Genomic DNA, 23,095 nt, shown 5'->3' on the forward strand with positions numbered 1-23,095 from the left:
TGGGATATCACAATTTTCCCCGTTTAATTGGTATCTTATTTTCTTGCAAATCCCTTAGTGTTCTTATTTGCTTCTCTGCTACCATTTATTAACCTGATGGTACAGATATTGTTTAGTCAGTCCCTATCTACGTTAGTGATATAACGAATCTGGCTTTCAATTTGTGCGATTATCATTATGGTTATTTCTCCTGTGATGCTTTTTTGTACCAAATTGCTTTTTTCAACAACTACAAAACAGCATCGTGTATTTTTAGCGATAGGTTAGCCTACGCGTAGACGCGGAGCGGCTTGTCGTAGACATCGCACCACTAAACTATAATTTTACTGGCTTTTTTAGGGTAAATTATTGACTTGGCTGGGAGTATCACAACCTACATTCCGCACCCACAAAGGTCAAAAGAGACTCCCAACAGCAGGAAGGGGGGATTGCCAATTTAATTAAATCAACCTAACGAGGAAGACGAAATCCCCAAAAAGCTGTTACTTAATAACTAGTGACTTTTTGCCAAACATGATTTTGATAGCAGACGAATTGTGATGAATACAGCTAATTTTCCGTGGCTGACGACGATTATTCTGTTTCCGATAGCGGCGTCGCTACTTCTTCCCATCATCCCTGACAAAGAAGGCAAAACAGTGCGCTGGTACTCCCTCATCGTAGGGCTGATAGATTTTGCACTAATTGTTTACGCTTTTTATACTGGGTATGATTTCTCCAATCCAGATTTGCAGTTGGTGGAAAGTTACCCCTGGGTACCACAATTGGGTTTGAATTGGTCAGTAGGGGCTGATGGCTTGTCCATGCCCCTAATTATTTTGACTGGATTCATTACCACGCTGGCGATTCTAGCAGCTTGGCCTGTCACCTTCAAGCCCAAGCTATTTTACTTCTTGATTTTGGCGATGTATGGCGGTCAAATTGCCGTGTTCGCTGTCCAGGATATGCTGTTATTTTTCCTGGTGTGGGAACTGGAACTGGTACCGATATACTTTCTGCTGTCGATTTGGGGAGGCAAAAGGCGGCAATATGCAGCGACCAAATTTATTTTATACACAGCCGGCGGTTCGCTGTTTATTTTGCTGTCTGCCCTGACAATGGGATTTTACGGCGATACGGTGACATTCGACATGAGAGCGATCGCCTTAAAAGATTTCGCCCTGAATTTCCAACTTGCCCTCTATGCTGGCTTCCTGATTGCCTACGCCGTCAAGTTGCCGATTATTCCCTTGCACACCTGGCTACCTGATGCCCACGGTGAAGCTACAGCCCCCGTACACATGTTATTAGCAGGTATTCTCCTGAAAATGGGCGGTTACGCCTTAATTCGGATGAATGCCCAAATGCTCCCCGATGCCCACGCTTATTTTGCGCCAGTGTTGGTAGTTTTGGGGGTAGTTAATATCATCTACGCTGCTTTGACATCCTTTGCCCAGCGAAACCTCAAACGAAAAATTGCCTACTCCTCAATTTCCCACATGGGCTTTGTGATGATTGGTATTGCCTCCTTCACCGATTTGGGATTGAGTGGGGCAGTATTGCAAATGGTTTCCCACGGGTTAATTGGGGCGAGTTTGTTCTTCCTGGTTGGCGCAACTTATGATCGCACCCACACCCTGATGTTGGATGAAATGGGCGGTGTAGCTAAGAGAATGCCGAAAATTTTCGCCATGTTCACCACCTGTTCAATGGCTTCTTTGGCATTGCCAGGGATGAGTGGTTTCGTAGCAGAATTAATGGTGTTTGTTGGCTTTGCTACTAGCGATGCTTATAGCTCTACCTTCAAAGTTATCGTCGTGTTCTTGATGGCAGTGGGAGTGATTTTAACTCCAATTTATCTGCTGTCGATGTTGCGAGAAATTTTCTACGGTAAAGAAAACGAGGAATTAGTTTCTCACCAAGCTTTGATAGATGCCGAACCCCGTGAAGTATTTATCATTGCCTGTTTGTTAATTCCAATTATTGGTATTGGTTTCTATCCAAAATTGCTGACTCAAATGTATGACGCTACAACTGTACAATTGACAGCAAGATTGCGTGATTCCGTACCGACATTAGCACAGCAAAAAGAAGAAACGCTAAAGGTTTCTTTGAGTGCGCCGGAAATTGGTAATTAGTTGCGATCGCTAGTTTAGTTTAAATATTGATTACTTTGAGGGCGGGTTTTTTACCTGCCCTTTTTGTTACTCATTGAACTAATACCAATTAAATTAATGATTGCAACACATCCTTGGGTAAAGACGCGATGAATCGCGTCTCTACAAATGGTCTATTTGTCGCATTCTTTTTTCAAATTGGTATAAGTTAAAAAATACTGTATGGGGTGAGCGAGTAGAGGTGTTTTTTATAATTAAATACAGTTCAGATAAGACCAAAACACTTGTAGAGACGGCGATTTATCGCGTCTCAAAAACCCAAAATTTAATAGCCCTTAACTGAACCGTATTGTTTTTTAATTTTCATAAAAAGAGATTTTAAGCCGATTGATTTGTTTGCAACCAGTTAAGTAAATCTTCCATAGCAGTAAAATCCAACAAAGCTTCGCCAAGGGTTTCTAATTGATTTAAAGGAAGAGATTGAATGCGTTTTTGCAATTCTGGTGATAATTCTCCCACTCGTCTTTGTAGTAACCTTAAAATAAGCCGTTGTTCACCTTCTTGTTTTCCGCGCTCGTAGCCGATGCGCTCACCTGTAGTTACATATCTCATAGTTCTCTCCTGCTCAAATTGTTTAAATTCTTCCCAAAACTGATTTTCTAATGCCTTTGGTAATATCATAACCCAATCGATAAATCGATACAGATTACGAATATCCTGCTCTTCTAACCCCAAATCATATAGTCTGCGAATTAAGCTAAATTTCCATATTTTGCGTTGTTCGGGTGATGAGCGCGTCTGCTGCGTTTTCAAATGCGCCATAACGACAGTTGCAAATGGATTATCGCTATTTTCTAACTCGTGAAAGCGATTTTCATAATCCAAAAGTTTAATACTGCCAAATTCAAAATTTAAGCGAGTATTGGGATAATTGTAACTGTAATTGTTTGGTCGCCATTCGCGGTTTGAATCGCAGAGAATTGCAAGGCTAATCGCTGGTCGATCGAAGCGGTCAAATATGCGAAAGTTGTAGGTAAACATCCGCTTGGCAAAGTTATCTTCTTTTTGTGCCTGAATTTCAACATGGATTAATAACCAAAGTTCTTCCCCTTGGGTTTGCCAAACTTTGACTAATTGATCAGCATATCTCTTACCCTGTTCAGCTTCACGAGCTATTTGCTGAAATTCTTTATTTAGAAATTGGTATGGGCGTTCCCAATCAATTAATGCAGAAGTTTCTGGAAAAAAGAAATGCATGGCTTGGGGAAAATAAGCTTCTATGATTTCTTTCCAAGGGCTATCAAAATCAGCGCGTAGGCGTAGCCCGTCGTAGACATCGCTAATGTTATTTATCTCATTTTTCATTTGTCCAGAATAGCATCAAATTCTGGATAGAGTCGCAGTACTTGCAGTAGCTAGTTTAGAACTTTGATTAATCGGAATTTCGACCCAAAATTCTGCTCCCTGTCCTGGTTCCGAAATACACCAAATAGCTCCGTTGTGTTTTTCTGCGACAATCTGAGCGCTAATTGCTAGTCCTAACCCAGTGCCTTTACCTGCGGCTTTTGTAGTAAAGAAAGGGTCAAATAATCGTTGCTTAACTACTTCGTTCATACCAGGGCCGTTATCTGCAATTTGTACAGTTATACGATCCGAGTTGCGTAACTCAGTACGAATTACAATCTGGCTGGGGTTAGCTTCTATGTCCTCAAGAGTTCGCTTACTGTTATAACTATCTAGAGCGTCAATGGCATTACTGATCAGATTCATAAATACCTGATTGAGTTGTCCGGCATAGCACTCTACTAAGGGAATATCACCATATTCTTTGATTATTTCAATTCCGGCATTTCCAGACGTTTGTTTGAAGCGATTTTGTAAAATCAGTAATGTGCTATCAATACCTTCATGAATGTTGACAGGCTTCATATCCGCTTCGTCAAGTCGAGAAAAATTTCGCAAGGATAGAACTATTTCACGAATGCGATTAGCTCCCATTTTCATTGAAACTAATATTTTAGGTAGATCCTCAGTCATAAAGTCAAGGTCGATCGCTTCTATATGAGCTTGTACTTCAGGTGTTGGACTAGCATTAGTTTTTTGATAGAGTTCTACCAGTTCCAATAAGCCCAGGGTATATTCATTTACATGGGTCAGGTTGCCGTAGATAAAGTTAACTGGGTTATTGATTTCATGAGCTACTCCAGCCACTAATTGACCTAAACTTGACATTTTTTCGGTCTGAATCAGTTGAGATTGAGTCTGTTTGAGATTCTGCAAAACTTGGTTGAGTTGTTCTGCTTGAGCGGTAGCAGCAGCAGTAGCAGCGCGGCTTTGATTATACAATTGCGCTTGGTCAATGGCGATCGCTAACTGGTCAGCCACACCTCGAATCAGTTCAACCTCATCGTCACTCCAGGGACGAAGCGCTCTAGTATGTTCGCAGACAATCACACCCAAACAACCCGACTGAGTTTGAATTGAAACTATTAGTAGAGACTTAAAGCCCAATGTCACCAGTAAATTCCGACTCTTGAAATCAAGCCACGAATCTGTCGCAATGTCATCAAAGCAAAGCAAATTCCCTTGCATAACAGCTTCACTCAGGGATTCCACATTCTGGATAGGAGAACAGCCTAAAGGCTCTGTTAAGTCGGGAGCGCAGGCTTGCTGACTCAGTTCAAAGCTAGTAGATTCATCTTCTTGATGACACCAAAAAAACTGGCATCGATCAATCTGTAGCAGTTCCCGAACTTCAACCACTACTGTACTCAAAATCATATTTAGATCCAGCGAGTTACGAATTTGACTAGATAGACGAGTTTTAAGAATTTTCTCCCGCTCAACTAGCTCTCGCAATTGGACTTCAGACTGTTTTAACTCTAGCTTGGCCATCTGACGATTGACACTAGCTCTTGCTAGTAGCCAAGAACCAATGCCAATTAGTCCTATTAATCCAGCATATAGCAGTAGCAATTGACTCAAAAATCGGTTTGATTTGGTCGTCAACGCCTCTGGCGATACCCATGAGACAATCTTCCAGTGATAGGATTTAGGATCAATTTGATTTTGGCTTGGTGCAAAAGCCTGTCCTGCTCCCGTACTAGATTTTTGCCCTTCCACAAGTGGGTAAACTGTAGTAAAAGTAAACATTCCCTCAGCAGTTTGGAATTGTCCCGATTCTTTTTGAGAAATTTCTTGCCATGCTTGGGGAAAAGCTTGGCTAAAAGTGCGGTTTTTGCGACCGCTAAACATAAATCCCCATTCATCCTCAGTTTTCGCCCCTTTTAACCAGTAACCATCGGCATTCAGTAGCATTCCCTGACTAGAAGCGTTAGCAAAAGCTTGATTAAAATTGTCCAGCAGTTTTGCGCCGAAATAATTTAAAACTACAACGCCTCGTTTCTGCCCACGGCTATCAAAAACGGGAGTTCCAAAGCGGATCATTGGCTTCAAAGGTTGTTCAACCTGACCACGTTCTATGTTGAGGTCAAGGGGAGAGACAAATACTTGTCCTTGGTTTAGCCGCAAAGTGTCATTAAACCAGTAGCGCTTGGCTTGAACTTGCAGTTTTTCTTCAGGGACAATCTCTGGCTCACCTTGGTTAAAGTTGACTCTGACAACTTCTTTTCCTGACTGATCCAAAAAGCGAATTTGGTCGTAAAGTTTTTTATATCGAGAAAATAATAAAAATTCTTGGGAAAGTGCCTGTTGTTGTCCATTCACTCCCTCTAAAACTCTTTGTAGCTCGTTTTGTTTAGAGATAACCATCAAATCTGAGACAACAGAATGAAAATCTCCGCTGATTACTTTGGTTTGTAAATCTACCTTGCCGAGTTCATTAGTTTCTAATACAACCTTCTCAGTTTGTACCTGTTGATAGTAGATAGCCCCGATAACAACCCCAACTAACGCTGACAATGGCAAAAAAACCGTTAAAAAGTGTTTGATTAAAATTCGTGAATGGATCTGTGGTGACATATCTGATACTTAAGTACGATTCAAAAATCGGGCTAAAAATCAGCTAAGTTCCAGCTGCGCCACATTTTCGGAGTCCAGGTTGAGAGAAAACTTTTTCTCCTGGTAGGTATAGGTAATCAGCCCAGCTACCAAATTCACCATGAAATTGAATACTTTGCGACTTCTGGAATGTTCTAGTTGAACAATATTCCACCCTTTTTTGCTATTGTCAGTTAGACACTCTGATAGTCAGTACCGAAAAACCACGAGTTTAATGTAAAGATTTGACACTTATAAGTATTTTCATACTGAGATAAAAGACATAAGTCGATGTATACGACGGGCTACGCCTAGGCTAAAAATGGTTTTTGATTTTTGATATGCGATCGCACATCAATAGATTACCTACAATCTATCTAGAATCAGATTTGGCAAAACCGCTCATGTTAAACTACAATCCGCTCCATTGTTTGCCATCTTCCGAAGAACTACCGGACTCTAATGACACCCCTGTGGATAATGAAGTCCAAAATTTAATTCCCGGCTTGCTGAAAACGACACTAGCTTTAGTTTGGTGCGATCGCTGGGATTGGTTCTTTGGTGTTGATATGGGTATTTATTATGACCCAGAAAAATCAGCCATTGTCCCTGATGGATTTCTCAGCTTAGGAGTTAAACGCTTCATTGATGAAGATTTACGCCTAAGTTATGTGCTGTGGGAAGAAAAGCAACTGCCAATTTTAGCACTAGAAGTTGTTTCCCAAATATATCGGGAAGAATATAACATCAAGAAAGAATTCTATGCCAAAGAATTAGGAATTTTGTACTACGTTGTATATAGTCCACTTCGGCGTAAAAAGACACCCTTGGAAGTGTATCGTCTAGTTGACGGGGAATATATCTTAATGTCAGGAAATCCTGTTTGGCTACCAGAAATCGGTTTAGGAATTGGGCGAGAACGGGGAATTTATCAAGGTATAGTGCGGGAGTGGCTGTACTGGTATGACGAAGAAGGGCAAAGATTGCTGACACCAGAAGAACGCATTAGGGAAGCGGAAGAACGCACAGCTTTTGAAGAACAGCGACGGGTGGAAGCAGAACAAAAAGTGAAAATGTTAATTGAAAGGTTGAATGCGCTAGGTGTTGATCCAGAAACTTTGTTATAGATTCACCAAATTTTATAATTTTCGCTGCCTTAATGTTAATTAGCTTCCTGGCTAGGGAATTATATCTATAAAGCAACTAATAGCTTGACGGTACAAATCGTCATAGCTGGTTGCTCAATAAATATATTTACCAAAACCTGTATTAAAAATATGGAAGTTAAATTAGGATTTGGAGCAGTCCCAAAACCTCAATATGTTTTTGTCAGCAAAGAACCCGATCACTGCTGGTATATGCTTGCTGAAGATGAAAGACGCATCCCAATTTATGATAGAGCTTTGACTGGGATAATTACAGAGATAGAAGTTAATAAAAAGGTTGAAACTAAATTCGGGCCAGTTGAAAAGAACGATTTATATATTTTGGCAGACAAACCTTATATTATCCGTTCAGGTAGCGATTCTTTTTTTTCCAAAAGTTTATTGTTATCTTTAGATGCCCTTACTTATAAAGAATTCTGTAATCCACTAACGATAGCCGTTAGCCCTGGAGAGAGTAATGTAGTTTTTTGCAAAATTTACGATCCAATAACTTATAGTTCTGTAGGTGTTAGTTGGGATGGACATAAGGAATTAGATTGGCAAGCTTTAGGACAAAGACTAAGTTTAAAAATTAATAATATTCATAATTTTAATAAAGATAAAAATCAATCTCAATCAGAAGCAAGTGACAATATAAAAACGCCTGAACCGCGTGATGTTTTTATAGCTAAAACTGACACATATTTAGCTCAATTAAATTGGACTCCAGAGCAGGGAAGAGAGTATTTGCAGCAGAGATATGGTAAGCGATCGCGTCTACAACTTACTGATACAGAAATTCTGGAGTTTATTGATTACTTGAAGCTACAACTAACCCAAAATTGCCCAACTTAACTGCTGTTGTGTGAGCTTTGGATAATTGCGATCGCCCTTTTGCTACACCCAGATGCTAGGTTGGAAGAATTGCGATCGCAGAATTAGAGTTAAATAAAAGTACCTGATATTAAAATACTTGCATGAACTCAAGGGCTGATTTGTTGACTCGCATTACTCAAACTCCTGGCCAGTGTGGTGGTCGTCCTTGTATTCGAGGTATGAGGATTCGTGTGAGTGATATTTTAGAAATGTTGGCTGAGAATGTCAGTGTTTCTGAGATTTTAGAGGATTTTCCCGATCTTGAACTCGAAGATATCCAAGCCTGTCTATTGTTTGCAGCACGGCGAACAGACTTTCCTCGATTGACAGCATGAAAATTTGGATTGATGCTCAGTTGCCTCCTACATTAGCACTTTGGCTGACTGAGACTTTTGACGTAGAGGCTACTGCCCTACGAGAGCTTGGATTACGAGATGCTAAAGATGTGGAAATTTTTGAGGCAGCACGAGTCGCTAAGGCGGTAATCATGACCAAAGATAGCGATTTTGTTGACTTGGCCTGTCGTTTAGGAATACCACCTCAAATTCTTTGGCTGACCTGTGGTAATGTCACAAATCGCAATTTGCAGCGACTACTTACCATCGCTTTACCTGATGCAATAGAACGACTGCGGCAAGGAGAAGCAATTGTAGAAATTAGCAGTAGTTCATAAGTAAATTGCTCAACTCATACCAGTGGTACTGGGAAAATCAACTGTGACTACATCACCGGGATTAAATGTTACTAAACTGTCTCTTCACTTTCAGGGAAAATTAAAGCTGCGTAATGTAACGAAAATGATGCTAAATCAAGCTGATCTTCGCGTTGGCTAGCAACTTCTAAGCAGACTTGAATCGCATCTTGCAGCATTTCTAATAGATGTTCGTAGCTGTCTCCCCAAGTGTGACATCCTGGTAGGGCAGGTACAGAACCACACCATACACCGTCTTCTTGCCAGATAACTGCTTTAATTGTCATCGCCAATCATCTCCACAAGATTGCGACTAATATTCTAGCGTCAAGCCGAGTGCGATCGCTTGTCCATTGCATTGAGATTTTTATTAGAGATAACGGCAATTGCAGAAGTAGTGTAATTCCTAAAAATACATAAACTTTTTGGATTTTTTAAATTAATCCAATCATAATGAAAATTGGGCAATTATAATTATCGAATTACTTTAAGCGATCAACAACACCAAAAATATCGTTAAAAAGACCTAATCCAGTTATCAGTGCAAGTGTAACTGCTGCGTACTGAGCTAAGACGCTTTGCTGTTGCTGAATTAACACAAAAACCATAACCCCAAGAAAGATAGAAACTACAAGTAGAAGTTTTATAACTTTTCCTTGCGAACGCATACGATTAAAACTTTCTATCGTTGTACCAGATTCAGAGAAGTCAATATATTCGTAGCAAATTATATCTTGACGTATATCATGATACATCTTGCTTAAACCCTTTGTATGCCAATCTTTCGAGTAAACTCTATCATCAAGTTCAAAACAACAAACATGTTGTATTCCACTTGATATGTAAGATGAGATAATATCACTAGAAACTTTCTTATTGCATCCAGAAATATCAACTATTAAGTTATTCAAATCAGGAAAATTTCTCTTTATATTTTTGATTGAGACTTCTGGATTTACAAATAAAATCTTTATAATTCTTTCTTCTATGGGAGCTAAGGATAACATGGAATTATATGCAATTTGATACTCACTATGATCAGTTAAAAGTTCTTCAAATTTATCCCTTATTCTCCTAATTTGATCTTTTACTTCTGAAAGCTTACCTACAGCTCCTTCATTGACTCCAAAATAAACATCTCGAACACCTCTGACTTGAATACAGTGCGTTAATATATTGACGTAGAGTCCCGGATTATCGCTTTGAATGACAAGGAGTAGTTGTTTCGCCACTTGTGTATTCCTGAAATATTTCAATTCTATCTTTACCAGTAGCTTTGGCTAATTTCAATGCAAAATAAGCTTGAAGTGAATTATCACCAATGCCAAAGGATAATGTAGTCTTGGAAAAGCTAGCAAACTCGATTCTTAAACTTTCTAATCTACTCACCGATATTGCATCAGATTGTAACCTTGCAAGTAAGCTATCTCCACCATTAAATATTATTTTTGCATTAAATTCATCTGATAGAGTTTCTGCCAGCCATAACATGGATGATTGGAAATTATGGGAAAAATTTGATAATTGCTCCATTTGATCTGTGACGATGAAGAACTCGATTTTTCGGCCAACATCGTCACCGTCTACTGCAAGATATAGAGATCCCATAGACAATAAGTATCCAATAATAATGTGGTTGTCAACAATCTTAGTAGTAACTTATTTCTAAACTAAAAGCTAGCACTAAACCCATTGATATCTGAATCGATTGGAATATTAAGGATTTTAACGATATGGGTGTGGAATTTTGAACTGAGAAAATAGTGATCGCCATTACTTTACATTACAATATATTGCAATATTAAGACTATGCAAGACAACTTTCGCAAGACAATGAGCAAAGAAAATATTACGTTTCGGATAGATAGCGATCGCAAAGCTGCACTTGATGCGATCGCGATTCATTGCAACTGCGATCGCAGCTACATCATTAATGAGGCGGTAGCCGCTTATCTAGAGATGCATCAGTGGCAAATTGAGGAAATTCAAAAGGGGATTGCTGAAGCCGATGCTGGAGAATTTGCCAGTGATGAAGAAGTAAAAGCGACTTTTGCAAGACTCACCAATGCATATTAAGTGGCTGCGTAGTGCGCTTCATTCCACACAGTCACAATTACAGTTATCAAATATCGCTTGCTTCCGGTAGCCAGTCTTCATCCAACACTAACTCTAAAAAATATGGGCACTCTTCTGGAAACACGGAAATTTGTATCCCCGTTTGCTTGGCTGCTTGCCGACGCGCCCTTTGATAACTTTCCTCAAGTTGCTCTGTAGGATAGTTCTTAAGACTAGGACTATCTTCTATGGCTAACTCAATTTGGGTGCGAGAATCGGTGATGGAATCGAGCCAACTATCTGAGCGACGCTGGGGTTGATATTGCAACTTCAGCAGATGCAAAAGTAAGCGAGTTAGTTGACTGGCAATAGCCCGCCGTTCACTTTTGCCCAAGCCTTCAACCTCTTCAATCAAATGTTCTACATCAACTTCATGCCAGTGATGCGATCGCAATAGTTGGGCTGTCTGCTCAATCCACAAATTAAAATCTGCTTTATAAGTTGCGCTCATAGCCGTTATTGATTAGCTGCATAGCTTAGACAAGCCAAAATATCCTCTTGTGTTAAATAAGGAAAGTCATCAAGTACTTCCTCGTAGGTCATCCCAGAGGCAAGATAAGATAAAACATCGTATACAGTAATTCGCATTCCTCGAATACAAGGCTTACCACCTCGTTTTCCTGGTTCGATTGTAATAATGTTTTGATACTGCACAGCTATTCAAACCTCAAAAGTCTTCATCATCGACAAAAAATTCGGCATCCTCTTCCAATCGAGAATTACCCTGCCCAAAACCAGCAAGTCCCCACAGAGGTTGCAGCAGTGCCATGCCAATTAACCCTATACCGGCACTAAAAGCTAGCACTAAACCCATTGGTATCTGAATCGATTGGAATGTTAAGAATTTTAACGATACAGGTGTGGCATTTTGGACTGAAATAATTGCGATCGCAATTACCCAAACCGCTACAACTAAAGATGTCAAAAAAGGAGCGAGAGTTTTCATACTTTGATCGAAGTTAGAAGTTAGGAGTTAGAAGTTAGGAGTTATATTTTGCTCAAAATTAGAAATCAGGAGTTAAGAATTGTTAATTTACAACTCTTAACTCCTAACTCCTAACTCCTAATTCTTGATTCTTATGCCTCTAGTTTAGCAATGGTACTCTCTAACTCTTGGGCGATTTGGGTGAGTTTTTCGGGAGTGTTGGTTTCGAGGTAAACGCGCACCAGTGGTTCTGTACCGGAAGGACGCAATAAAACCCAGCTACCTTCTTCTAAATAGAGCTTAATACCGTCTTTACGCCCCACTTCCTTGACTTTAATTCCTGCTACTTCTGTAGGTGGATTTTTAGTAAAGGAGTCGATGACGGCGGTTTTGTGCGCCTCTGTGAGGTGCAAGTCTAGGCGGTTGTTGTAAAGTGGGCCATCGGCTTCAGCGATCGCTTCTTTGACAAGTTGACTTAGCGGTTTGCCTTCATAAGCGATCGCTTCTGCCACCAGCATATCGGCTAAAACCCCGTCTTTTTCGGGAATATGCCCGATAATACTCAAACCGCCTGATTCTTCTCCACCAATTAATACATCAGTTTCGCGCATTTTTTCGCCGATGTATTTAAAACCAACTGCTGTTTCGTAAATTTGCAGCCCATTTTTAGCAGCAAAATTATCCAGCAGGTGGGTTGTCGCTACGGTGCGGACAATAGCGCCTGTTTTACCTTTGTTTTTGATTAAATGACGTGCTAAAACTAACAGCACAGTATTAGGAGTCAGGACGTTTCCTTGTTCATCGACGATGCCAAAGCGATCGCTATCTCCATCCGTTGCCAAGCCCAAATCAGCTTGATCGCGAAGTACTGCTTCCACTAATTCAACTAATTGTTCTCCTTTGGGTTCTGGCATTCCACCCCCAAATAAAACATCCCGCCAATCGTGGAAACTTTCTAGCTGAACGCCACTATGTTGCAAAACTTCATCTAAATATCCGCGAGAGGTAGAATACAAAGCATCGTACTTTACCTTTAAATTAGCGCTTCTGATCTTTTCTACATCAAGTAGAGTGTAGATAAATTTCAGGTAATCAGGTTTCGGATCGAAAATTGAAATTGAACCTGATGGGTTGCTTCCAGGCAACTCATCCGATGCACTTTCTATATTTGCCACAATAGTATCAGTAATCTCTGGAGTGGCAGGCCCAGCATAATCGGGTATATATTTAATTCCACAGTAAGGTGCTGGATTATGACTAGCAGTAAACATTAACGCCCCTGCGGAATTTAGGTGACGGGCGTTGTAGGCAATTACTGGTGTGGGGCAATCCCGGTCAGTAATTTTCACAGTCCAACCTAAGTCTGCTAGGACTTGGGCCGCTGTTTGGGCAAACTGGTCAGCTAAAAAGCGAGTATCGTAGGCAATAAGTACTGGTCTATCTTTTGTGTAGGCTGTTTCTAAGTAAGTGGCGATTGCCCTTGTTACTTTCCGCACATTGGGGAAAGTAAAGTCATCGGCAATAATCCCTCGCCATCCATCGGTACCAAATTTTATCTTGCTGGAATTGCTACTAGCGCTCATTTTTGCCACTTGCTCCCGTACATTATCAGTACTATTAAAAGCTTCCCGCAAAGCGTGTGTAGCAGCAAGTATCCTCCGAAGTTCTTTTCTAAGGAAGCCTTAGCTTAAACTTCTCCCCACCGTATTTTCTCTCACTGTTTCTGAGCAATGTCAACCCCCGATCGACCTTTTGCCAGTTATCACCTTTGGTCTCTAGTTGCCCCAGCAACCGGGCAAGAACGCTGGCATTGCCAGATGAGACGGGGGTTTATCAAAGCACGGCAACACGAACCACAAGTCAAGGCGCTGTTAGCGCAAGCCACCGCACCCCAGCGGATTGGGATACTCGCGCAAAAAGGCGTTTATGAGTTTCATCATCACAGGCATCTGTTGAAGCAAGCAGATGGTGTAGAAAGAGTTGCACAGCTACTTAAATTAGCCAACTCAAGCGATCAAGTGCAGCAACGCGTGCTGCAAATTTTGAAAAAATATCATGATGCTCCGTTGCTTTTGGATAAAGATATTATCCAATTAACTCCAGGCGATGAAGGCTTTCCTAAACCGATAGTAGTTGAACAAGAGGATTATTGTTTTCGCTTATATGCGGCTATGGACTGCGTTTTCATTGAGTCTGATAGCACTTTACATATTTTGGATTTCAAAACTGGTAAGTCGGCTTTTGACCAACGACAGGCATTAGTTTATTTATTAGCAGCTCGTTATCTTTACCCTGGGCGAGAAGCTGTGGCATCATTTTATAATTTAGAAATATGTAAAAAGTCTGAGTTAATTAGCATTAATAATAGTGAATTAGAATCCTTAAAATTTGAGTTAGCGAACATTGCTCACAAGCACCAACACGATTTACAAAAATATCAGGAACAAAGCAGTAATTTCAGTAAAATTTTCCCTCCTAATCCTGGTTCTCACTGCCGCTTTTGTCCATTTAACTCAATCTGTGAATTTGCCGATCTTAAGCAACATCAGTCGTATCCACTGCCCAGTTTAAGAGTTAATATCAGGCATTAGAAATTTGACGTTGTTGAATGAGGGGAATGCGAATGATAAACTCAGTACCAACTCCTGGTTGCGAAATGCATTCTAAAGAGCCGCCATGTCTTTCTGTGATAATTTGGTGACTAATAGCCAGCCCCATACCCGTACCTTGTCCAACGGGCTTGGTCGTAAAAAAGGGATCAAATAGTTGCTTTTTAGCATCTTCTGGTATTCCGAGTCCGTTGTCAGCAATGCTAATTGTGACTTGATTTGGTGTTAGTAATTTGGTGCGAATATAAATTCGGGGATTATCCGTTTTTAGTCGTTTTTTTGTTGTCCACCGAGATATAACCAATGAATCTTCTAAAGCATCGATCGCATTCACTAAAATATTCATAAATACTTGGTTTAACTGCCCAGCATAACATTCAACCAAGGGGAGGTTGCCATATTCTTTGATCACCTCAATTTTCGGGCGCTGGTCAGTAGCCTTGAAGCGGCTTTGGATAATCATCATCGTACTATCAATTCCCTCATGGATATCAACCCGTTTCATTTCAGCTTCATCTACGCGTGAAAAAGTCCGCAGGGAAAGCACAATCTCTCGAATCCGCTCTGCTCCCATCATCATCGATTGGAATAATTTGGGTAAGTCTGACCTTAAGAAGTCTAGTTCAATTAGATTTGTAAACTCGTGAATTGCCTTGACTGGTTCGGGATAATGTTTTTGGTAGAGTTCTAACAGTGAAAATAAACTTTTGGTGTATTCATCAGCTGGGCTAATATTGCCGTAAATAAAGCTAACTGGGTTGTTGATTTCATGTGCCACACCTGCAACTAGTTGACCCAAACTGGACATTTTTTCGCTTTGAATTAACTGAGTTTGGGTATTTTGTAGTTTGGATAATGCTGTTTCTAGTTCTTGTGTTTGCTGTCGTAGGTCTGCTTCCGCTTGTTTAAGTACAGCATTACTACGGCGCAAGGCATCTTCTACCTGCTTTTGCTCTGTTAAATCACGAATAATCCCAACTAAGAAACGATTACCTAAATCATCCTTAAACAAATATTTTTTGGTCAGGATACAGTGTGTTGCGCCATCGGAATCTGTAAATAATTCCTCGTTTTCATGAGTTATCCCTGTAGTGAAAACTAGTTCATCTTTTTCCCAAAACACATTAGCTTCCGCTTTGGAAAAAACATCATAGTCAGACTTACCAATTAATTCTTCTCGACTATACCCGATGAAATTACAAAAGGCATCGTTAAGTAGTATCCACTGATGTTGGTCGTTTTTAAGAAAAATGGGGTCAGATATACCATTGATCATCCGCAGCAGAAAAGCCAGCGAGAAGTTTTGCTGCTGCGTATATTGTTTGTCAGAGAAGTCACTCAGAGATTTCCAATCATTCATACCCTTAGTCTGAATCTAAAATGTTGTCTTCATGGTTGATGAATAGGAAAAACCACTAAATCAACATAGCCTAAAAAGCAGATAAAAACCTCAGCGATCATATCGCTGAGGCTCTAAAAGACTGACTCAATAATCCTGAAAAACAGGAGCTAATTAAAAAGCATAATTTGGGTAAATAAATCGAAGAAATTCAAAAGTCTGGTAACTCTTTAAGAATTGTGAAGCGAATATGATTAATCGCCAAATCACCGATGGGGACATCTTCTTTGGTTAGTCGCGCACCTTGACTTGTCACGGTTTCAAAAGTGATACCTTTGCCAATTTCAATGTGATACCAGCATAAGCCCATAAAAAAGCGCGTCGGATAAGGCCCACCTTCACCCACGTCGTCAGGATTTGATTCCATTGGCAACCAGCCAAAATTCGGGACGTAGAACTCCAGCCAAACATGATTAAAGTCGGGTTGTAGTGGCACTCCTAGTAAGTCACTATGGGGAGGACATTTGTACCTACCTACGGTGCGGCAGGGGATGCCATTTAAACGGGCTAGGGCAAGTAAGACTCCGACATATTCGCCACAGGAACCAACGCCCCGCTCTAAAACTATATCTGGCGTGTCAATGTAAGGTTTAATACCGTAAGATAATTGATCGTAAACGTAGTTGCGGATGCTGTACATTTTCCGCAGCACATTCGTTTCAGAACCAATCGCTTCTCTGGCGGCACGGCGAACAATGGTAGTATCCATTGCTAAATCGTCATCATCCACTAAATAGCGTGTTTGCAATTCTGGAGACAGTTCAGGAACGTCTTCCACATCTCTGGGTGTGATGCGATACTTAATGCCTCTAACTTCCAAAAGTGCTTTCCAGCCAAAGATATGCCGTTCTCCTGGGGTAAGAGAATCAAATTTAAATACTGCTACACGTTGCCCCTCTATCACTTCTTCGGTAAAGGGTATACCAATGGCTTCAACGTGTTTCACCTTTTGACGCTCAGTTTCGGATGGTAGGGCGATACGCCATTCCACGTCAGGTAAATAAACCTCGTCTAAGGGTGCAATTTCCTCAGCATAAGACATTTCAATGAGATAGCCATTAGAGAGGGCGTAACACTTATCTGGCTGGTAATGATAATACAGGGGATGAATAAAAGTGCGATCGCGGAAGGTTAGCTCATGACTCGGATCAGCATTGGGATTATCCCGAATATAAGGCTCCTCTGTGGCGTAGGCAACGTAAATACTTTCTTGTCCTGTTTCGTCATTTTTATGGATTGCAATACCTGTGGGACATTCAAATGGTGTTAGGACACTGAATTGTAGTTCTCCCGTTGCTCTGTCCATCGCGTAAACTGATTGTTCAGTGCGATCGCAAATCCATAGCATTTCCTGGGTTACAGCCAAATTCTCTATCCCAACTCCAGGAGCATAAAATCTGGTAATCTCTTTTCGCGTTTCGCGGTCAAAAACCAGAATGTAGCCCAGCCTTTGGCAACTTACATAAACTGCTGTTTCCCAAACAGCAACGCCATCAGCGGGATAAGGCAATGTTACAAAATGTTCTAGACCCAAAGCATTGAGCTTGCACAAGTAAACACTATTTTCTCGGCTCACCCACAGGGTATCTTCCCACGCAGCTAGACCAGTGACATCAGTAAATTCTTTAACTTGATGGGGATTGAGAATTTTGCTGTTGTCAGAGGTGGGATCAATCTCCAGTAGATGGCCTTTAATACTGTCAATGGCAAGTAGCCTATCTTTGATGAAAGTAATGCCACACAGGGTAGCAGCAGTAAGCGGTCGAATTGTCTTTTGCCCAAACATCTGGCTTGCGGTCGTGGGGAGTGCAAAACTTATATTAAGCATATTTCTTGAATGGTTTAGCACGCCTGGGCAATTCAAAATTAAAAATTCGTCTTGAAAAGTTTGCTAAATCGGGAAACCCTACTGGCACGCCAGTTCACTTGAGCGAGGAAATACACAAGCAAGTGGCTCAACTTTCGACAAAATTAAAAATGAAGAAATGCAATCGGGCCATGCATCCTAACTATTGATTACGGGATGTAAATGAAAGCAATGGCAGCCTGAAATTAATTGTGGCATATCCTCTGTAACAAAGCTTCAAAGCTCTATTACTCATAATTATCAGTAAAATGTGTTCCGATAAACTCTTTCGTGAGAAATAATACTATCTTAAAAAAAGAATAAATTTACAAATGTTAAAAATTACATATAGACTCATACAACTGGGCGATCGCCTTAATGTAACTTTAGAAGATGGAATTCCTGCCATCACTAAATTATGATCGAATTTTGTAACTATTCCTGTGACTTACACGATGTCTGCTAATTCTCTGCCTGAAGGTGCCGCCGTTTGGCATAGTTTAGAAGTTGATAAAGCGTTAGACCTGCTCGATAGTAACGCAGACAGTGGCTTAACACCCCAAGAAATTCAACAGAGATTACAAAAATACGGCCCCAACGAACTCGAAGAAACTGCTGGCCGTAGCACTTGGGAAATTCTGCTGGATCAGTTCAAGAACATTATGTTGTTGATGCTGATTGGCGTAGCTCTGATTTCCGGGATTTTAGACCTGATAGCTTTGCAATCTGGCAGTTTGAAGCCTGGTGAAGTGCCATTTAAAGATACGATCGCTATTTTGGCAATTGTCATCCTCAATGGCATACTCGGCTACGTCCAAGAAAGCCGTGCCGAAAAAGCCTTGGCAGCCCTGAAAAAAATGACCTCTCCCTTGGTGCGAGTCATCCGCGCCGCCAGACTTGTGGAGATAGCAGCCAAGGAACTAGTCCCAGGGGATGTCATGCTGCTAGAAGCTGGGATGCAGATAGCCGCAGATGGACGCTTGATCGAACAGTCGAATTTACAAGTGCGTGAGTCGGCATTGACGGGTGAAGCCCAATCTGTGAATAAACAGGCAACCCTAAAATTGCCCGAAGAAACAGATTTAGGCGATCGCCTAAATTTAGTATTTCAAGGAACCGAAGTTATCCAAGGACGCGCTAAGGTTCTGGTGACTAACACCGGCATGACAACAGAATTAGGCAAAATTGCCACTATGTTGCAGGCGGTGGAAAGTGAACCTACGCCATTACAGCAGCGGATGACTCAACTGGGTAACGTCCTGGTTACGGGTTCTTTGATTCTGGTGGCGATTGTTGTCGTCGGCGGTGTGATCCAAGCAAGAGGTTTTAGCAACATCCAAGAACTCTTGGAAATTTCCTTGAGTATGGCGGTTGCCGTGGTACCAGAAGGTTTACCAGCGGTAATTACCGTTACATTGGCACTGGGAACCCAGCGAATGGTGCGCCAAAATGCCTTGATTCGCAAACTCCCAGCAGTGGAAACATTGGGTTCTGTAACCACTATCTGTTCTGATAAAACCGGCACGCTGACTCAAAATAAAATGGTGGTGCAATCGGTTTTCACCAATAACAAAACTTTTCGCGTCACCGGCGAAGGTTATGCTCCCACAGGGGACTTTCAGTTAGATGGTCAAACAATTTCCCTAGAGGAGTCTCCAGAAATCTCAGCGTTGTCAGTCGCTTGTGCTGTTTGTAATGATTCGGTGTTGCAAAAAGAACAAGGTGAATGGGCAATTTTAGGAGATCCTACAGAAGGGGCGTTAGTCACCCTGGCGGGGAAAGCCGGAATCGAAAAAGACCAGTGGAACAATAAGTTACCTCGTGTAGTGGAGTTCCCCTTCTCCTCAGAACGGAAGCGGATGAGTGTGATTTCTCAGGTGGAGGGAGTCGCTACAGGTGACGCGTCTTCGAGAGGCGTTGACCCAGCGATCGCTAATTTTCTCCAATCTGAACCTTACTTAATGTTTACCAAAGGTTCTCCAGAGTTAACTTTGGCACGTTCGGCTCAAATTCATTTGGGTAATCATTCAGCCCCCTTAACTGAAGAACAACGCCAGAAAATTTTGGCAGAAAATGACCAAATGGCGAGTAAAGGTTTACGGGTGCTAGGTTTTGCCTACAAACCCCTCGCGGAAATCCCACCAGAAGGTTCAGACGAAGCATCTGAGCAAGATTTGGTTTGGCTGGGATTGGTGGGAATGCTGGATGCACCACGCCCAGAGGTGAGGGCAGCTGTCCAAGAGTGCCGAGAAGCAGGTATTCGTCCGGTGATGATTACAGGCGACCACCAATTAACAGCACGAGCGATCGCTACCGATTTGGGAATTGCCCAAGAAGGCGATCGCGTTCTCACTGGTCAAGAGTTGCAGCGGATGACTGACCAGGAATTAGAGCAAAATGTTGACTTAGTAAGCATCTATGCCAGGGTTTCCCCAGAACACAAACTGCGAATTGTCCAAGCACTGCAACGCCGGGGCCGATTTGTCGCGATGACGGGTGATGGCGTTAACGATGCCCCAGCCCTCAAACAAGCTGATATCGGTATTGCAATGGGCATTACTGGCACTGATGTCAGTAAAGAAGCCAGTGACATGGTGTTACTTGATGACAACTTTGCCACCATTGTCAGCGCCACCAAGGAAGGGAGAGTTGTTTACACCAACATCCGCCGCTTTATCAAATACATTCTGGGCAGTAACATTGGTGAAGTTCTGACAATTGCAGCCGCACCTCTAATTGGTTTGGGAGGCGTTCCCCTTACACCCTTACAAATTTTGTGGATGAACTTGGTGACAGACGGTTTACCAGCCTTGGCATTAGCTGTGGAACCTCCAGAACCGGATGTGATGCAACGTCCGCCTTTTAGTCCCCGCGAAAGTATTTTCGCCAGGGGATTAGGTTCTTACATGATTCGCATTGGGATAATATTTGCTATTATCACCATTGCCTTGATGTGGTGGGCTTATCAACATACCCATGCCCCTGAGTATCAGGGAAATCCCGATACTTGGAAAACAATGGTATTTACTACCTTGTGTATTGCTCAAATGGGTCATGCGATCGCCATTCGCTCCAATAACCGACTGACTATCGAGATGAATCCCTTCTCCAATATCTTTGTATTAGCGGCTGTTGTCGTCACCACGATTTTGCAGTTGATGCTAGTTTACGTCCCACCCCTGCGAGATTTCTTTGGTACTCACTACCTGACTCTAGAGGAATTAGGGGTTTGTATTGGCTTCAGTGCCTTAATGTTTGTGTGGATTGAAGCGGAGAAGATATTTCTGCGGATTATGGGCAAGAAGGCCGTCTGAAAAGGAAATTTTAGATTTTAGATTTTAGATTTTAGATTTATCTTCAATCCAAAATCTAAAATTTAAAATCCAAAATTGAACTTATGTACCTCAAAACTCTAAACCTCCGACAATTTCGCAATTATCAAGACCAAAAGGTTGAATTTACTGCTGCCAAAACAATTTTGGTAGGTAATAACGCTCAGGGAAAGTCGAATTTGTTGGAGGCGGTAGAGTTGCTGGCGACATTGCGATCGCACCGAATGGCCCGCGATCGCGATTTGGTTCAAGAAGGGGAAGCCATAGCTCAAATTAATGCTACCCTTGAGCGACAAACAGGGGTTAGTGACCTTACCTTAACTCTCCGGCGCAATGGTCGCCGTAGCGTTGCTATCAATGGCGAGTCTATCCGCCGTCAAATGGATTTTCTCGGCGTTCTCAATGCAGTCCAATTTTCCAGCTTAGATTTAGACCTAGTACGCAGCGGCCCGGAAGGTCGCCGCAACTGGTTAGATACACTCTTAATTCAACTCGAACCAGTTTATGCTCACATTTTGCAGCAGTATAACCATGTGTTACGCCAGCGCAATGCCTTTTTAAAACGCCATGTAGAAACGTTAGATGCAACATCTCTACAGTCAGAATTGGCGGTGTGGGATGCACAGTTAGCTACCACAGGAACTAGGGTAATTAGACGACGCGATCGCGCCATCCAAAGATTAGCTCCTATTGCAAGCGCTTGGCACGCCAGTATTAGCGGTAGTACAGAAGTTCTGCAAATTAATTACGTGCCGAATATTCCTTTAGAGGATAACCGTCTAGAAGAAGTGCAACAAGCTTTTTTAGCAAAAATTCAGCAGCGAACCATTGCTGAAATGCACCAAGGCACTACCCTTGTTGGTCCCCATCGCGACGAAATAGAATTAACTATTAACCAGACACCCGCTCGTCAATACGGTTCTCAAGGTCAACAACGAACGCTGGTTTTAGCCTTAAAATTAGCCGAATTACAATTAATTGAAGAAGTCGTCAAAGAGCCACCATTGCTATTACTTGATGATGTTCTTGCCGAACTCGATTTATCCCGTCAAAATCAATTACTTGATGCCATTCAAGATCGTTTTCAAACCCTAATTACTACCACTCACTTGGGTTCTTTTGATTCGCAATGGTTGAAGTCTTCCCAAATTCTTTTTGTAAAAGCAGGAGAAATAATCCAACAGTAATGTATAAATTATGAATTATTCTAACCTTTTAAAAACGTTGAGAACTAGAAAAGTCAGCAGAGAAGCGATTAATCCTAACTGCCATAAACCGCAGCCAGCAGCAATTCCCAATGCAGCCGAAACCCAAATCGCCGCTGCTGATGTAAGTCCGTGAATTTCAAGTCGCTGTGATTCTTGGGAAGATTGGCGCACAATTTCTCCAGCACCGAGAAATCCTATACCAGTTGCAATCCCCTGAATCACCCGGCTAATTGCATCCCTCTCAATCACGCGACTAACTTCATCAGGACTGGTTTGTAGTCCTCCTGTTTGCATAATTATCAAAATAAAAATGGCTGAACCAAAACTCACCAGCATGTGAGTTCTTAAACCGGCTGGTTTGCGTCTAATTTCGCGGTCTAAGCCGATTATTGCTCCAACAAGCAATGCAATGCATAGCCGGAAGCTTATATTCATCCAATCATCAGTTGCAAGGTAGTAAGTGTTTGACAATGCTTAGTCTGGTATAGAGTATTCTATATACTAGGTTAACTGGTAATATTTTTATTAATGGAGTTTAATCCAATAGATTTAGTGCAATAGCCTATCTCGTATTTGGATTCTATCGATTCAGTAATGCTTTTTCAGCTACTAAATTAATATCTTCCATTATTAGGATTATTTTTCAGTAATACATTCTTTCGGTCAATAAATTGAGGTTTGCATTGCGAAATTATGGCAGTGATCATAATTTAGGCAAACTGCATGAATTTTAAGTTTATTAAATAGTTTTTGGGCTATTTCAAATAACTCATACTATAAAATTCTACCTTAAATTGCTAGATTTAACACATACACCTAATAATTAAATATGATACCGCCATGTAGAATCTCGT

21 protein-coding genes and 1 pseudogene are annotated in these 23,095 nt (G+C 41.4%); 9 read left to right on the plus strand and 13 right to left on the minus strand.

What is annotated here, in order from left to right; all coding sequences use genetic code 11:
- The first annotated feature begins 539 nt into the window (after positions 1-539).
- Positions 540-2,117, plus strand: coding sequence for an NAD(P)H-quinone oxidoreductase subunit 4 (locus ABF638_RS21680; protein WP_435025048.1), 1,578 nt, complete (start codon positions 540-542; stop codon positions 2,115-2,117).
- A gap of 357 nt (positions 2,118-2,474) precedes the next feature.
- Here ABF638_RS21680 and ABF638_RS21685 read toward each other — a convergent pair whose 3' ends face one another.
- Entirely contained in the window at positions 2,475-3,461 is a 987-nt protein-coding gene (locus tag ABF638_RS21685) for a DUF4351 domain-containing protein (protein ID WP_435025050.1), read from the minus strand.
- A 15-nt stretch (positions 3,462-3,476) separates the two neighbouring features.
- Complete coding sequence (locus ABF638_RS21690; RefSeq protein ID WP_435025051.1) at positions 3,477-6,077, minus strand: ATP-binding protein; 2,601 nt, start codon at positions 6,075-6,077, stop codon at positions 3,477-3,479.
- Positions 6,078-6,499: 422 nt separating this feature from the next.
- Here ABF638_RS21690 and ABF638_RS21695 point away from each other — a divergent pair, with 422 nt between their 5' ends.
- From ABF638_RS21695 to ABF638_RS21710, 4 genes are all read left to right on the plus strand, one after another.
- Positions 6,500-7,222, plus strand: coding sequence for a Uma2 family endonuclease (locus ABF638_RS21695; protein WP_435025077.1), 723 nt, complete (start codon positions 6,500-6,502; stop codon positions 7,220-7,222).
- Between the two features lie 150 nt (positions 7,223-7,372).
- Positions 7,373-8,095 carry a hypothetical protein gene (locus tag ABF638_RS21700; protein WP_435025078.1) on the plus strand — a complete coding sequence of 241 codons (723 nt, stop codon included), beginning with the start codon at positions 7,373-7,375 and terminating at the stop codon, positions 8,093-8,095.
- A gap of 122 nt (positions 8,096-8,217) precedes the next feature.
- Positions 8,218-8,451, plus strand: coding sequence for a DUF433 domain-containing protein (locus ABF638_RS21705; RefSeq protein ID WP_194042634.1), 234 nt, complete (start codon positions 8,218-8,220; stop codon positions 8,449-8,451).
- A complete protein-coding gene (locus tag ABF638_RS21710) occupies positions 8,448-8,789 on the plus strand; it encodes a DUF5615 family PIN-like protein (protein ID WP_435025052.1) in 342 nt (113 codons plus the stop codon). The genes ABF638_RS21705 and ABF638_RS21710 overlap by 4 nt, the downstream gene beginning before the upstream one ends.
- A 71-nt stretch (positions 8,790-8,860) precedes the next feature.
- Here the strand turns inward: ABF638_RS21710 and ABF638_RS21715 are convergent, their stop codons facing one another.
- From ABF638_RS21715 to ABF638_RS21730, 4 genes and pseudogenes are all read right to left on the minus strand, one after another.
- A complete protein-coding gene (locus tag ABF638_RS21715) occupies positions 8,861-9,094 on the minus strand; it encodes a type II toxin-antitoxin system HicB family antitoxin (RefSeq protein ID WP_435025053.1) in 234 nt (77 codons plus the stop codon).
- Positions 9,095-9,289: 195 nt separating this feature from the next.
- Complete coding sequence (locus ABF638_RS21720) at positions 9,290-10,039, minus strand: hypothetical protein (RefSeq protein WP_435025054.1); 750 nt, start codon at positions 10,037-10,039, stop codon at positions 9,290-9,292.
- Entirely contained in the window at positions 10,002-10,415 is a 414-nt protein-coding gene (locus ABF638_RS21725) for a mCpol domain-containing protein (protein WP_435025055.1), read from the minus strand. Before ABF638_RS21725 ends, ABF638_RS21720 begins: the two co-directional genes overlap by 38 nt.
- Positions 10,416-10,476: 61 nt before the next feature.
- A pseudogene (locus ABF638_RS21730) lies at positions 10,477-10,581 on the minus strand (DUF1049 domain-containing protein); the annotation flags it as partial.
- A 35-nt stretch (positions 10,582-10,616) separates the two neighbouring features.
- Between ABF638_RS21730 and ABF638_RS21735 the strand changes: the two are divergent.
- Entirely contained in the window at positions 10,617-10,883 is a 267-nt protein-coding gene (locus tag ABF638_RS21735) for a CopG family ribbon-helix-helix protein (RefSeq protein WP_435025056.1), read from the plus strand.
- Positions 10,884-10,929: 46 nt separating this feature from the next.
- Here ABF638_RS21735 and ABF638_RS21740 read toward each other — a convergent pair whose 3' ends face one another.
- From ABF638_RS21740 to ABF638_RS21755, 4 genes are all read right to left on the minus strand, one after another.
- Positions 10,930-11,373 (minus strand): DUF29 domain-containing protein, encoded by a 444-nt coding sequence (locus ABF638_RS21740; protein ID WP_435025057.1) that lies wholly within the window; start codon positions 11,371-11,373, stop codon positions 10,930-10,932.
- Between the two features lie 5 nt (positions 11,374-11,378).
- A complete protein-coding gene (locus ABF638_RS21745; RefSeq protein WP_435025058.1) occupies positions 11,379-11,576 on the minus strand; it encodes a DUF433 domain-containing protein in 198 nt (65 codons plus the stop codon).
- Between the two features lie 13 nt (positions 11,577-11,589).
- Complete coding sequence (locus tag ABF638_RS21750) at positions 11,590-11,868, minus strand: LapA family protein (protein ID WP_435025059.1); 279 nt, start codon at positions 11,866-11,868, stop codon at positions 11,590-11,592.
- Positions 11,869-11,999: 131 nt separating this feature from the next.
- The gene (locus ABF638_RS21755; protein WP_435025060.1) at positions 12,000-13,430 is read right to left on the minus strand and encodes a phosphoglucomutase/phosphomannomutase family protein; all 1,431 of its coding nucleotides are present in this window, start codon (positions 13,428-13,430) and stop codon (positions 12,000-12,002) included.
- A 147-nt stretch (positions 13,431-13,577) separates the two neighbouring features.
- Between ABF638_RS21755 and ABF638_RS21760 the strand changes: the two genes are divergently transcribed.
- The gene (locus ABF638_RS21760; RefSeq protein WP_435025061.1) at positions 13,578-14,438 is read left to right on the plus strand and encodes a PD-(D/E)XK nuclease family protein; all 861 of its coding nucleotides are present in this window, start codon (positions 13,578-13,580) and stop codon (positions 14,436-14,438) included.
- Here the strand turns inward: ABF638_RS21760 and ABF638_RS21765 are convergent.
- Both ABF638_RS21765 and ABF638_RS21770 read right to left on the minus strand, forming a co-directional pair.
- Complete coding sequence (locus ABF638_RS21765) at positions 14,428-15,816, minus strand: PAS domain-containing sensor histidine kinase (protein ID WP_435025062.1); 1,389 nt, start codon at positions 15,814-15,816, stop codon at positions 14,428-14,430. The two genes, ABF638_RS21760 and ABF638_RS21765, sit on opposite strands and share 11 nt — an antisense overlap.
- Before the next feature lie 190 nt (positions 15,817-16,006).
- Positions 16,007-17,683 carry a transglutaminase domain-containing protein gene (locus ABF638_RS21770; RefSeq protein ID WP_435025063.1) on the minus strand — a complete coding sequence of 559 codons (1,677 nt, stop codon included), beginning with the start codon at positions 17,681-17,683 and terminating at the stop codon, positions 16,007-16,009.
- 473 nt (positions 17,684-18,156) lie between these two features.
- On the opposite strand from ABF638_RS21770, the gene ABF638_RS21775 reads away from it, so the two are divergent.
- Both ABF638_RS21775 and recF read left to right on the plus strand, forming a co-directional pair.
- Positions 18,157-21,015 carry a cation-translocating P-type ATPase gene (locus tag ABF638_RS21775; protein ID WP_435025064.1) on the plus strand — a complete coding sequence of 953 codons (2,859 nt, stop codon included), beginning with the start codon at positions 18,157-18,159 and terminating at the stop codon, positions 21,013-21,015.
- 83 nt (positions 21,016-21,098) lie between these two features.
- Positions 21,099-22,220 carry a DNA replication/repair protein RecF gene (gene recF / locus ABF638_RS21780; RefSeq protein WP_435025065.1) on the plus strand — a complete coding sequence of 374 codons (1,122 nt, stop codon included), beginning with the start codon at positions 21,099-21,101 and terminating at the stop codon, positions 22,218-22,220.
- 15 nt (positions 22,221-22,235) lie between these two features.
- On the opposite strand, the gene ABF638_RS21785 is transcribed toward recF, so the two are convergent.
- Positions 22,236-22,712, minus strand: coding sequence for an MgtC/SapB family protein (locus ABF638_RS21785; RefSeq protein WP_435025067.1), 477 nt, complete (start codon positions 22,710-22,712; stop codon positions 22,236-22,238).
- Positions 22,713-23,095 lie beyond the last annotated feature (383 nt).

This window comes from Nostoc sp. CALU 1950, from assembly GCF_051172895.1.
Classification (GTDB): Bacteria; Cyanobacteriota; Cyanobacteriia; order Cyanobacteriales; family Nostocaceae; genus Nostoc; species Nostoc edaphicum_A.